Origin of the sequence: Pseudonocardia yuanmonensis (assembly GCF_039542425.1) — a bacterium.
Lineage (GTDB): Bacteria > Actinomycetota > Actinomycetes > Mycobacteriales > Pseudonocardiaceae > Pseudonocardia > Pseudonocardia yuanmonensis.
This window is the reverse complement of the sequence record NZ_BAABIC010000031.1, coordinates 1-12,654: the sequence shown is the minus strand read 5'-3', so window position 1 is coordinate 12,654 and position 12,654 is coordinate 1. Positions and strand designations below refer to the sequence as shown.

Genomic DNA, 12,654 nt, shown 5'->3' with positions numbered 1-12,654 from the left:
TACGTCCGGGGATGGCGGATGGGGTGTTACAGCGCGGCGTCGGAGCCGAACAAGGTGGCGCCGACGGACGGGGCCATCGGGCCCCCGAGCAGCAGGGAGAGGTTCGCGTCGGGCACCTGGTTCGGGGAGCTGCCGCGGATCTGCCGCACGGCCTCCACGATCAGTCCGAAGCCGTGCACGAACCCCTCCGCGATGTTGCCGCCCGCGGTGTTCACCGGCAGCGAGCCGGTGGGGGCGATCAGGTTCTCGAAGGTCATCACGCGACCGGCGTCCGGGCCTTTCGGCACGAAGCCGAAGTCGATCAGCGACGCCACCGCCGGTCCGGAGAAGTTCTCGTAGACCTGCACGACGTCGACCTCGCCGGGCTTCACCCCGGCGCCCTCCCAGAGCCGGGCGACCATCGCCGGGTGGAAGCCCGCGCTGGTGTAGGCGAGGTCGTTCTCCACCGACTCCGACCAGTCCGGGCCCGCGCCCTGCACCCCCGAGAGGACGTAGGCGGGCTTCTGCCGCAGCCCGCGCGCCCGCTCGGCGGTCGTGACGAGCACGGCGCCGGCCGCGTCGTTCTCCCGGGAGCAGTCGTAGAGCCGCAGCGGCTCGGAGATCATCCGGGCGTCGTCGTACACCGCCGGGTCGAGCGGGCTGCCGTACGCGACCGCGTCGGGGTTGTTCTGGGCGTGGTGGTAGGCCGCCTGGACCAGCGCCTTCATCGCCGAGGCCGGGACCCCGTCCACCTCCAGCATGCGCTGGGTCCGCAGCGCGCAGATCTGGGCCGGCGCGAACACACCGTGCCCGGACAGCAGCGGCCCCATGTGCCCCTTGCTGTAGCTCTGGCGCCCCGCGTCCGCCTCGGAGATGCCGCGGTAGACGCAGACCATGTCCGCCTGGCCAGAGGCGACCGCCGCCGACGCCGCGTTGACGGCCGCGGCGACCCCGCCGCCGCCGCCGCCCCACACCATCGTCGACCAGCGGATCTCGCGGGCGCCGAGGGCGGCGCCGATCGCGAGGCCCTCGTTGTCGTCGTTGGCGTACGAGACGAAGCCGTCGATGTCGTGCGCGTCGATCCCGGCGTCCGCCGCCGCGGCGAGGATCGCCTCGAGGGTGAGCTGCGCCGAGGTCTGCGTCGCCGTCCCGCGCTTGTGGAACGGGGTGTTGGCGATCCCGACGACCGCCGTGGCGCCGCGGAAGGCGCGGTCCCTGCTGGTCATCCCACTCCTCACACCAGTCGCCAACGCAGCAGCGGGTACCCGTCCGGGTCCGGCGCCGGTTCGATCTCGCCCTTCACGGTCGCGCCGATCCGCACGTCCGCGCCGTCGGCGTCGAGCAGGTCGCCCAGGATCCGGCGGTTGCCGGCACCGGGCAGCTCGACGACGACCACGACGTAGGGCAGGTGGCCGGTGACCTCCGGCGAGAAGGGCTGCCAGGTCCGGGTCCAGGAGAAGATCGTCCCGATCGGCTCCACCGCGGGCCACTCGAGCTCGGTCGAGTGGCAGCCCGGGCAGATCGGCCGCGGCGACCACGTCCACCGGTCGCAGCCCGGGCAGTGCTGCATGCGCAGCTCGCCCTGGCGCAGGCCTTCCCAGTGCGGCGCGTCGAGCCCGTCGTCCGAGGGGCGGGCCATCGAGGTGCGCGGCGGGGTGTCCGGGACGTTGCGGACCTGCGTGACCAGCCACGTCCCGTCGAGGTTGATCCACCGGGACCGGAAGACCGCCTCGCCGCCGGTACCGGTGTAGCGGATGTGGGCGGAGTAGAGCTCACCCGGGCCCGGCTCGATGCTCAGCAGCTCGGCGGAGTGCATGCCCTCCGGCGGGCGGGCCGAGGCCAGCAGCTGCCCGATCCGGTCCTTGCGGAAGTCCGCCAGCACGGTGGCGTTGTCGCCCGCGGCGACGGCCTGCCCGTGTCGGTCGACCACCTCGACCAGGTCGGCAGGGACGCCCGGGAACTCCTTCGCGCTCACCGCGCCTCCCTCGTCGTCGAAGAGTGCCCGCTCATCGCACCGCCCAGCGCGGCTCGGTCGCCGTGTTCACCACCGTGTACTGCACGTCCGTCTGGTCGTGCATCAGGCCGAGGCTCCGGGCCTCGTGCACCAGCGGGCGGTCCTGCGCGTCGACGGTGATCATCCCGGCCCGCACGCCCGCGTCGCGCAGCCGCTCGAGGCCCGCGACGAGCAGGGCCCGCACCAGCGGGTCGTCCTCGTGCTCGCGGCCCCCCGCACGGGTGACCAGCGCGACGAGCCGGCCCGCGATGCCCCACTCGGTGGGCTCGCCGGAGTCCGGGTCGATCCACACCGCGCCGTCCGGCGCCTCCGCAGGACCACTGACCAGCAGCTCCGTGTCTGCGGGCGGCTGGTGCCGCCGGCCGCTCGCGGTCCACAGTGCGGCGGCGGCGACGCGCTCGGCCGTCGTGGTCGCCCCGCGCACCTGCGGGCCGCCGGGCTCGGCGCCCGGGTCGATCTCGCGCCCCGCCCGCAGCGGTATCACCAGCTGCCAGCGCCGCAGCGCCGTCCTGATCCCGTAGCGGCGGAAGCGAAGCGACATGCGCAGCGCGGCGGGATGGTTGCCGCGCGCCCATACCTTCAGCGACCGCACGCCGGTCCCGCACCAGCCGTCCGCCTGGCCCAGCTCCAGGCCGATCTTCTCGACGAGCAGGGTGGTGATGCCGCGCGACCGGTAGTCCGGCCGCACGACGTACGAGACCTCACCGATGCCGGCATCCTCGCCCTGCAACGGCTCGACGCGCAGGTAGGCCGCCAGGCTCGGGGCGAGCGGCACGTTGCGCCCCGAGCGCTCGTCCGGCAGGAGCCAGACGAGCAGCTGGGTCGTGCCGGGCTCCGTGTCGTCGTCCAGGGAGAGCTGCGGGAAGCCGGCCTCGGCGTCGGCCTCGGCGGCCTCGTGCAGCATCTCCCGCAGCTCGGCCTCGACCTCCTCGGGGAAGGCCTGCCCCGCCGGGTACCACTCGAAGTCGATCACGAGGTCAGCTTCTTCAGCTCACGGTGGAAGATCTGGTTCACGTACTCGTTGCGGCCCAGGACCATCCCGCCGGCGTTCGCGCTCGTCATGCCGGCCTGCGAGCTGCGCAGCAGCGGGAAGTCCTCCTGGTGCAGCACGGCGAGCAGGATCTTCCAGTTCTTGTCCCAGATCCGGTTCCAGCGCTCGGAGTCCATGCCGGAGTCCTCGACCGTGGGCACGACCAGGCGCATCTCCATCCGGCAGCGGCCCGGGTCGGTGGGGTGTGGGCGGAAGGTGAGCAGCTCGAAGTGGTCCGGCTGGCGCAGCAGCGTGCTGTTGGGCAGCAGGAAGTGGGTCTCGGTGACGTACTTCGACAGGTCCTCGTCCGGCGCCGGGGGCTCCTCGAGGAACTTGTCGATCGTCTTGCGCGGCGCGATGAACCGGGCGTGCCGCCCGAAGTCCTCGACCGCCATGACGTTGGTGTGGATGTGCTTGGCGGCGGTGTTCGGGTGCGCGTACTGGATGTGGTAGCCGTCCAGGAACGCGTCCTGCATGATCTTCCAGTTCACGGGCTCGTCGAAGCCCTCCGCACGGGCGGAGACCAGCGAGTCCATCCCGTAGCCGGCGAGGATCTCGTCCATGTCCGGGCCCAGCCAGGAGGCGACGTCGATCTCCGCGTCCGCGTCGTCGACCACCCAGACGAACCCGTGCCGCTCCTCGGTGGGCAGCTCGATCAGCCCGAACTTCGAGCGGTCGATCTCGCCGAAGGTGTTGTCCCGCGTGATCGCCCGCAGCGAGCCGTCCGTGTCGTAGGACCAGCGGTGGTAGCCACACGAGAACAGCCGGCACCGACCCTTCTCCTGCTCCTCCAGCAACGCCCCACGGTGCCGGCACAGGTTCACGAAGCTCCTGACCGAGCCGTCCTTCTGCCGCACCACGATGATATTGTTCCGCGGCATCTGCAGCGTGAGGAAGTCGTTCGGCTTCGGGATCTCACTGCCGTGGCAGACGATCGACGGGACGCGCCCGAAGACCGCGTCGCGCTCGCGGCGTGCGATGCCGGGGTCGGTGAACTCCTCGGCCGTGAAGCCGTTGACGCCGTCGAACTCGTCCGTGCTGTCGTTGCGGATGTGGTCGAGCGCCCGCCGGATCCGGTCGTTGCGCGGGGCGTGGGGCCTGCGCTCCTCGCCCGTCGTCGGCCCGGTGGTCGGCACGGTGTCCTGAATGGTCATCGTCGCCTCCTGGCTCCGCGCGCCCTTGCGCCGCGGCTCGGGAAGTCGGTCGGTCGTAATCCTACAGGCTTAAGGTTTATCATGCGAGGGGTCCGCGCAAACCTGCCTGCCACCTGCACGGTCAGCGGTCGATGACCAGCCTCGGCGAGGCCGCCCGGGACACGCACGGGAACATGACGTCGTTCTCCGCCTGCTCCTCCGGCGTGAGCAGCGAGTCGCGGTGCTCCGGCACCCCGCCGAGGACGACGGACTCGCACGTGCCGCACGTGCCCTCGCGGCACGACGTCTCGATGGTCACGCCCGCCTCCGCGGCGGCGTCGACGATGCTCACTCGCGGCGGCACCGTCACGGTGACACCGGCCTGCGCGAACTCGACCTCGAACGAGCCGTCCTCGGCCGTGCTCGGGAGCTCCTTGGGCGCGAACCGCTCGACGTGCAGGGCGCCGGAAGGCCACGCCGCGCACCGCTCCTCGACCGCCTTGAGCAGGGCCTCGGGGCCGCAGCAGTAGACCAGCGTGTCCTCGCTCGGCGTACCCAGCAGGGTCTCGAGGTCGAGCAACCCGACCTCGTCCTGCGGCTGGAGGGACACGCGGTCGCCGTACCGCTCGACCAGCTCGTCCCGAAAGGCCATCGACTCGCGGGAGCGCCCGCCGTAGACCAGCCGCCAATCCGCACCCGCCTTCTCGGCCTCGGCGACCATCGGGACGATCGGGGTGATGCCAATGCCGCCGGCGAGGAACAGGTACCTCGAAGCGGGGGCGAGGGCGAAGTGGTTGCGCGGGCCGCGCACGCGCACCACCCGCCCGACCTCCACGGCGTCGTGCACGTGGGCGGACCCTCCCCGCCCGGCCGGCTCGCGCAGCACGGCCACCTGGTAGCTCTCGCGGTCCTGCCGGTCGCCGCAGAGCGAGTACTGGCGCACGAGGTCCGGGGCGAGGACGAGGTCCAGGTGCGCCCCCGGCTCCCACTCCGGCAGCTCGGTCCCGGCCGCGGGGCGCAGGGTCAGCCGGACGACCCCGTCGGCGACCGCCTCGCGCGCCGTCACCTCGACGTCGATCTCGTGCTCGGGTGCTCCGGTCGTCCTGCTCACGGATTGACTCCTCAGACACGGCCGGACCGCCCGCGGGCTCCCGCGGGCGGTCCGGCCTTCACGACCTGCTGCCACGTGCCCGGTCAGGCGGACGGCGACGCCTGCAGTGACTCCTGCAGGGCCAGCGCCCGCTCGGGACAGATGTCCACGACGTGCTCGGCCTGGCCGAGCATCGCCGCGGGCACGGGCTCCGCCAGAATGATCGGGTCTCCCTGGTCGTCGCAGTCCACGATCTCGGGCGCGGCCCCGTAGCAGAGGCCGTGCCCCGCGCAGGCGCCGCGATCGACCGTCAGGTACCGGTCCATCTCGGGTCCTCCCTGGTGTGGGTTCTCGTGGTGGGTGGGCGGTCAGGCCTGACCGAGGTCCTCCGGGAACCAGATCGCGACCCGGCCCATGGTGCCGCCGTCGCCCGAGGAGATGACCTGGCCCGAGGTGTACCCCGCGTCGTCGGAAGCCAGGAACAGCGCGACCTTCGCGTTGTCCAGCAGCGACGGCGGGCGGTCCAGCTTCAGCGGGATCGGGGTCACGCTCTTGTCCCAGGGACCCGCCACCTCCTCGTACGACTGCCCGACCACTGGGGCGCCCGGCTCCATGAGGAAGTTCGGGGACATGCCGTGGGTCGGTGCGATCCCGTTGACCCGGATGCCCCACTTGCCCAGGTCCAGGGCGAGCCCGCGGACCAGCGCGTTGACCCCCGCCTTGGTCGCCGAGTACGACGGGATCTGGTGGTACGCGACGAAGGACGCCGCGGACGAGGTCATCAGGATCGTGCCGCCGCCGTTCTCGCGCAGCGGCTTCACCGCGTGCTTCGCGCACAGGAACGGGCCGGTCAGGTTGACGTTGACGACCTTGTACCAGTCCTCGAGCGGGAACTCCTCGAACTCGAGGTGCTCGCCGCCCATGACGCTCGGCACGCCGCCGCGGGACACGATGCCGGCGTTGGCCCACATGATGTCCAGCTTGCCGAACTCGTCGAGCGCGGTCTGCACCGTGCGCTCGACGTCCGCCTCGACGGTCGTGTCCGCCTGCACGGCGACGGCGGTGCCGCCCTGCTCGCCGACCAGCTTGACGGTCGCCTCGGCACGGTCGCCGTCGATGTCCATCACGACGACCTTCGCGCCCTCGGCGGCGAACAGCTGCGAGGACTGGCGACCCAGTCCCGAGCCCGCACCGGTGATGATCGCGACCTTGTTCTCGAGCCTCGCCATGACGTGTCCTCCCTGAGACGTCCAGCGGATGGGGTTCCGCGGCCCGGGCCGCTCGGGCGAGCGGACGGGGCGGCGGCGGAAATCGCGCGCCGACCCACCGGGGAATGGTGATCGAATCGCGGTGCGGCGTTTCCGACCGCCGCACCTTATAGCGTTAGGTTCTCGTCGGTCAACGGTCCCGGTCAGGCTTTTCCGACCGGCGTGAACACCAGCGGCAGCCGGGCGAAGCCGCGCACCTGGCTGGGCAGCACGACGGCCGGGTCCTCCGGGTCCGGCCGGTAGTCCGGGATCCGCTTGTGGATCTCCTCCATGGCGATCCGAAGTTCCACCCGCGCCAGGTGGGAGCCGATGCAGCGGTGCGGCCCGGACCCGAAGGACAGGTGACGATTCGGCGTCCGGTCGACCTGCAACGACTGCGGGTCGGCGAACTGCGCGTCGTCCCGGTTCGCCGAGCACAGCAGCAGGAGCAGCTGGTCGTCCGCCTTGATCGTCACGCCGCCGATCTCGACGTCCCGCACCGCGCGGCGGCCCATCGCGATCTGCGCCTCGTACCGCAGCACCTCCTCGACCGCCGCGGGAATGGCGTCCGCGTCGGCGATGACCTTCTCCCGCTGCTCGGTGTGGGTCGAGAGGTGCAGCATCATCCAGCACAGCGTGCCCTGGACGGTGTGCAGGCCGGCGATGAGCAGCAGGAAGAACATCCGCGCCAGCTCGTCGTCGGCGAGGTCGCGCTCCACCCCGTCGGCGTCCCTGATCCGCGTCCTCATCACGGCGGTGGTGATGTCGTCGAGCTCCTCGCCGGCCTCGGCCGCGGCCCGGCGCGCGTGGATGATCTGCATGAAGTAGCCGAACATCTGCATGGCGGCCTCGGTCCGTGAGGCCACGGCCTGCTCGGGGGTGTCACCCGGCTTGCCGTTCATGGCGATCTCGGTCGTCTCGGTGAACATCGGCGCGTCCTCGAGCGGCCAGCCCATCAGCGCGAGGAAGACCGTGGTCGGCAGCTCGTGCGCGAACTGCTCGACGAACTCGACCTTGCCCGCGCCCTGGAACTTCTCGATCAGCTCCACGACCAGTGCGCGGATCCGCGGCTCGAGCGCCCGCATCCGGGTCGGGTTGAACAGCGGCTGCAGGGCCTGCCGGTACGAGGTGTGCTCGGGCGGGTCCAGCTCGATCGGCAGGAACTTGCCCTGGCCGGCGTCGACCAGGTTGTTGGGGTAGCTGGAGAAGGTCGCAGGGTCCCGCAGGATCGCGTGCACCTCGTCGTAGGCCGTGACCAGCCAGTGCCCGCCGTACGCGGGCGACCAGACGATCGGCCCGATCTTCGCGAGCTCCGCCGTCCGCTCCTGCATCCGGTCCACCGGCATCGTGAGGGCGGGGTCGTAGATGTCGAAGTCGACGACGAGATCCGGTCTGACGTCCGCACGCGTGGTGGGCATGGCACTCTCCTGTCGGGTCGCCTGTGACTCGCTGACTTTACAAACGACGAGATGTGTCAGCTGGTAACGTAGCCGAACGGGTGAACGCCGTCGAGACCCAGGAGGACCCGTGCCCAAGATCCCGCCCGCCACCGCCGGTTCGGTGCTGGACCTGTTCCGGCTCGACGGGCGGGTGGCCCTCGTCAGCGGCGCCAGCGGCGGCCTCGGCGCCGGTTTCGCCTGTGCGCTGGCCGAGGCCGGGGCCGACGTCGTGCTCGCGGCGCGGCGCATCGACGGACTGGAGAAGACCGCGGCCACGGTCCGCGAGCGCGGGCGCCGGGCGCTCCCGGTCGCCACGGACGTGACCGACCCGGAGGCCTGCGAGGCGGCCGCACAGGCGGCGGTCGCCGAGTTCGGCCGGCTGGACGTGCTGATCAACAATGCGGGGATCAGCACGGTCTCCCCCGCCCTCAAGGAGGACCCGCTGGACTTCCGGCGCGTGATCGACGTGAACCTCGTGGCCGCCTACCAGCTGGCCACGGCGTGTGCGCGGGTGATGGAGCGGGGCGGCAGCATCGTCAACGTCGCCAGCGTGCTGGGCCTGGTGAAGTCCGTGCTGCCGCAGGCCGCGTACGCCGCCAGCAAGGCGGGCATGATCGGGCTGACCCGCGATCTCGCGCACCAGTGGACGGAGCGGCGCGGGATCCGCGTGAACGCCATCGCCCCGGGGTTCGTCGCCACGGACATGAACGCGGAGATGCCCCAGGAGTGGCTCGACCGGTTCCTCGCCACCGGCTCGCTGCACCGTCTCGGGACCCAGCGGGAGATGGACGCGGCGATGCTCTTCCTCGCCTCGCCCGCCTCGGGCTACGTCACGGGCGCGACGCTTGCCGTCGACGGCGGCATGTCGGGCCACTGAGCGAGCGGCGCTCTCGCTCACGAGAGGTGAGCGAGAGCGCCGTTGGTGCATGCTCAGGCCGACTCCTCCGACAACACGGGATCGTCGGGCGGGGGCTGCAGCACGCCGGAACGAACGAGCTCGTCGATCTCCCGGTCGTCGCGCCCGAGCAGAGTGCGGACGATCTCACGGGTGTGCTCCCCCGGCGTCGGGGCGGGGCCCTGGTCGGGGTCGGCGATGCTCGAGAACCGGGCGACCCGCGCCGCCGCCGGGACCGGTGCGGACAGCATCGGGTGCGCGAGGGTGTGGAACGAGTCGCGCGCCACCAGCTGAGGATGGGTCAGCTCGTCGGGCAGCCGGAGCATCGCCGCGGCGGGGACGCCGGCCGACTGCAGCAGCGCGGTCACCTCCTCGGCGGCCCGCTCGGCGGTCCACGCCGCGAGCTGCTTCTCGATCTCCTCCCGGCGGGCGAGGCGGCCGGCGAGGGTGCGCAGGTCCGGCTCGTCGGGAAGCCCGGTGGCCCCGGCCAGCCGGCGCCAGTCCTCGTCGTCCCGCACCTCGATCACGCACCACTCGTCGTCGCCGGCGCAGGGGAAGACGCCGGCGGGCGCGACGTCCGGGCGGGCGTTGCCCTCCGCGGCCACCGTTCCGGGTTCCAGCGAGGCGCGGACCAGGGTCGGCCCGAGCGCGACGACGGCGACGTCCGCCTGCGCGATCTCCACGGAACACCCCGGCCCGTCGGCCCCCCGTCCGATCAGCGCGGCCAGGGCCGCGACGGCGCCGACGTGCCCGGCGACGTGGTCGGGGTAGACGGTCGAGCCGTCGCAGAAGGCGGCCGGGTCGCTCGCCTCACGGTCCGGGTCGCGCCAGAGCGTGGAGACCCCGCACGAGGCCCGGACCAGCGGCCCGTACCCCATCCGTGTCCGCCAGGGTCCACGACCGCCGAACGCACTGCTGTCGGAGACGACGATGCGCGGGTTGATCGTGGTCAACTCGGCGTGCGAGAACCCGAGGGACTCGAGGGTGCCGGGCTTGAAGTTGGCGGCGACGAGGTCCGCGCCCGCCACGAGCTCGCGGAACAGCCGCGCCCCCTCCTCGCTGCGCAGGTCCAGGCCGAGTCCCCGCTTGTTGCGCTGGCCCCAGGCGAACGAGGCGTTCATCCCGCCACCCTTGCGGGTCTGGCGCAGGCCGTCCGGGAACGCGGAGTTCTCGACCTTGATCACGTCCGCGCCCTGGTCGGCGAAGAGCCGGCTGAGCTCGGCACCGAACACGATCACACCGAGGTCGAGCACCCGCAGCCCGGCCAGGGGCCGCGCCCCCTCATCGAGGGCTGGCAGTCCGAGGTCGGGCGCCTCGCGGGTGACCGGCGGGCCGTCGAGCAGGGCGCCGTGCTCCCCGGGTCGCGGCGCCCGGGTGCGCAGACCCGCACGCAGGCCGTCGACGGAGACGTAGCCGGTGGGCACCCGTGCCCACAGTCCGTCGGCCATCTCGGCGTCGGCCAGGGTGCCGGTCAGGGTGAAGTGGTCCGCTTCGAGCACCTCGTCGAGGGTCAGCATCCCGGCGACCGGGATGCCACGGCGGCTGCCCTCGAGGGTGAGCTCCTCGCGGGTCCGGTCCGCGAACAGTGCGGCGATCAGCGGGTTCAGCCGGTCCGACGCCTCGAACCGGGCCGGGATGGCGTCGAAGCGGGGGTCGGCGAACTCCTCCGGCTCGCCCAGCCACTCGAACATCGCCCGCCACTGCCGCTTGGCCAGCAGGCAGATCCGGACGTGCCCGTCGGCGCACGGGTAGACCGGGTAGTAGTTGGCGGCGTCCGGGCGGTCCCTGGGGAAGGTCTCGGACCGTCCGGCCGCCGCCGAGCCCTGGGTGCCGAAGCCGGGATCGAAGCCGTGCACGACGGCCTCGAAGGACGAGACGTCGACATGCTCGCCGCGGCCGGTCCGGACCCGCTTCACGTAGGCGACGAGCGTGGCCCAGGCCGCGTGGACGCCGACGGTCTGCGCGACGAGGCGCGCGGGAGGCAACAGCGGTGTGCCCCCGGGCAGGCCGGAGCGCGAGAGCACCCCGCCGGCCGCGGCCAGCACGTCCTCGGTGGCCACCCGGTCGGCCCACGGCCCGGTGCGGCCGAAGTCGGTGATCGACACCACGACCAGGGCGGGGTTGGCGGCGTGCAGGTCCTCCGGGGTCAGCCCCAGGGCGCGTGCCTCCCGCCCACGGAACGACTCGAGCAGGACGTCCGCGGCGCGGGCCTGGCGGAGCAGCTCCGCGCGCCCGGCCGGGTCGGTCAGGTCGAGGACCACGCCGAGCTTGTTGGCGTTGCGCAGCCCGAACCCGACGACGTCCCGCCTGCCGGGCGACCCGCCCGGCGGCTCCACCCGCACGACCTCGGCGCCGAGGTCGGCGAGGAAGCGGCCGCAGGACTCGGCCGCCCCCTCGGTGAGGTCCAGGACACGCAGGGCGCGCAGGGGCAGCGTCGGGGACGACTCGGGCGTCATGCCAACCCTTCCGAGACCGGCGGCGCCGCCGCCGTGTGCTGTCATGGGCGAGCGCACCTCAGCGGAGCGCGTGTCGGGCCGTCCGTCTGCGGCGGCGCTGCGGGCCGTGCCCACAGCCGGGCCACACGACCGACGGGGTCGGCCGGCCGATCAGCCGGACGAGCGAGCGATACAGCGTGACCACGGCCATCCTCTCATCGTTGATACAGATGACGTAATCTGTTTCCTAACAGTACTAGGTTGGTGTCCACGGCGGCAATCGGCTCCGCGGCGCGTCACACCGCGTCGCGGCCTCCGCCCCCTCATCACCCCACCGGCGGTCGCCGCCGAGGAGGACGAACGTGACGACGAACCAGGCGGGCCCGCAGGTCCGCACGAAGGACCGGGTGGTGATCCGGTTCGCGGGTGACTCCGGCGACGGAATGCAGCTCACCGGTGACCGGTTCACCTCGGAGACGGCGAGCTTCGGCAACGACCTGTCGACGTTGCCGAACTATCCCGCGGAGATCCGGGCGCCCGCCGGAACGCTGCCGGGGGTCAGCTCATTCCAGCTGCACTTCGCCAACTACGACATCCTGACCCCGGGTGACCGCCCGGACGTGCTGGTGGCGATGAACCCGGCCGCGCTCAAGGCGAACATCGGCGACCTGCCCCACGGCGGCGTGCTGATCGTGAACACCGACGAGTTCACCAAGCGCAACCTCACGAAGGTCGGCTACTCCGGGAACCCGCTGGAGGACGACTCGCTCGCCGACTTCCAGGTCCACCCGGTCGCGATGGCCACCCTCACGAGGGGTGCCTTGGAGGAGACCGGGCTGTCCAAGAAGGACGCCGAGCGGGCGAAGAACATGTTCGCCCTGGGCCTGCTCTCGTGGATGTATCACCGCCCGCACGAGGGCACCGAGCGGTTCCTGCGGGAGAAGTTCGCGAAGAAGCCGGACATCGCCGAGGCGAACATCCTGGCCTTCCGGGCCGGGCACGCCTACGGGGAGACGACCGAGGCGTTCGCGGTCACCTACGAGGTGGCGCCCGCCCGGCTCGCGCCGGGGACCTACCGGCAGATCACCGGCAACACCGCGATGGCCTACGGAATCGTGGCCGCGGGCCGGACGACCGGGCTGCCGGTGTTCCTGGGCACCTACCCGATCACCCCGGCCTCGGACATCCTGCACGAGCTCTCGAAGCACAAGGCCTTCGGCGTGACCACGTTCCAGGCCGAGGACGAGATCGCCGGCGTCGGCGCCGCGCTGGGCGCGTCGTTCGGCGGGTCCCTGGGTGTCACGACCACGTCCGGCCCGGGGATCTCGCTGAAGTCCGAGACCATCGGCCTCGCGGTGGCCCTGGAGCTGCCGCTGCTGGTGATCGACGTGC

The 12,654-nt window shown here is 72.2% G+C and carries 11 protein-coding genes; 2 read left to right on the top strand and 9 right to left on the bottom strand.

Going from position 1 to position 12,654, the window contains the following annotated elements; translation table 11 throughout:
- Positions 1–26: 26 nt before the first annotated feature.
- The 8 genes from ABD990_RS30765 to ABD990_RS30730 form a co-directional block, all read right to left on the bottom strand.
- Positions 27–1,205: a thiolase C-terminal domain-containing protein gene (locus ABD990_RS30765; protein WP_345384296.1), complete on the bottom strand. Its 1,179-nt coding sequence runs from the start codon at positions 1,203–1,205 to the stop codon at positions 27–29.
- A gap of 8 nt (positions 1,206–1,213) precedes the next feature.
- On the bottom strand, positions 1,214–1,954 hold the full coding sequence (locus ABD990_RS30760) for a Zn-ribbon domain-containing OB-fold protein (protein ID WP_345384295.1): 741 nt from the start codon (positions 1,952–1,954) through the stop codon (positions 1,214–1,216).
- 31 nt (positions 1,955–1,985) lie between these two features.
- Positions 1,986–2,966: a protein-tyrosine phosphatase family protein gene (locus tag ABD990_RS30755; protein ID WP_345384294.1), complete on the bottom strand. Its 981-nt coding sequence runs from the start codon at positions 2,964–2,966 to the stop codon at positions 1,986–1,988.
- Positions 2,963–4,177, bottom strand: coding sequence for an aromatic ring-hydroxylating oxygenase subunit alpha (locus ABD990_RS30750; protein WP_345384293.1), 1,215 nt, complete (start codon positions 4,175–4,177; stop codon positions 2,963–2,965). Before ABD990_RS30750 ends, ABD990_RS30755 begins: the two co-directional genes overlap by 4 nt.
- 121 nt (positions 4,178–4,298) lie before the next feature.
- Complete coding sequence (locus ABD990_RS30745) at positions 4,299–5,267, bottom strand: PDR/VanB family oxidoreductase (protein ID WP_345384292.1); 969 nt, start codon at positions 5,265–5,267, stop codon at positions 4,299–4,301.
- An 83-nt stretch (positions 5,268–5,350) separates the two neighbouring features.
- Positions 5,351–5,572: a ferredoxin gene (locus ABD990_RS30740; protein WP_345384291.1), complete on the bottom strand. Its 222-nt coding sequence runs from the start codon at positions 5,570–5,572 to the stop codon at positions 5,351–5,353.
- A gap of 42 nt (positions 5,573–5,614) precedes the next feature.
- Entirely contained in the window at positions 5,615–6,475 is an 861-nt protein-coding gene (locus tag ABD990_RS30735) for an SDR family NAD(P)-dependent oxidoreductase (RefSeq protein ID WP_345384290.1), read from the bottom strand.
- 182 nt (positions 6,476–6,657) lie between these two features.
- On the bottom strand, positions 6,658–7,911 hold the full coding sequence (locus tag ABD990_RS30730; protein WP_345384289.1) for a cytochrome P450: 1,254 nt from the start codon (positions 7,909–7,911) through the stop codon (positions 6,658–6,660).
- A 109-nt stretch (positions 7,912–8,020) separates the two neighbouring features.
- Between ABD990_RS30730 and ABD990_RS30725 the strand changes: the two genes are divergently transcribed.
- A complete protein-coding gene (locus ABD990_RS30725) occupies positions 8,021–8,809 on the top strand; it encodes an SDR family NAD(P)-dependent oxidoreductase (RefSeq protein ID WP_345384288.1) in 789 nt (262 codons plus the stop codon).
- Positions 8,810–8,862: 53 nt separating this feature from the next.
- On the opposite strand, the gene ABD990_RS30720 is transcribed toward ABD990_RS30725, so the two are convergent.
- Positions 8,863–11,283, bottom strand: coding sequence for a CaiB/BaiF CoA transferase family protein (locus tag ABD990_RS30720; RefSeq protein WP_345384287.1), 2,421 nt, complete (start codon positions 11,281–11,283; stop codon positions 8,863–8,865).
- A 341-nt stretch (positions 11,284–11,624) separates the two neighbouring features.
- Between ABD990_RS30720 and ABD990_RS30715 the strand changes: the two genes are divergently transcribed.
- On the top strand, positions 11,625–12,654 hold a 1,030-nt coding region (locus ABD990_RS30715; RefSeq protein ID WP_345384286.1), incomplete at its 3' end, for a 2-oxoacid:acceptor oxidoreductase family protein.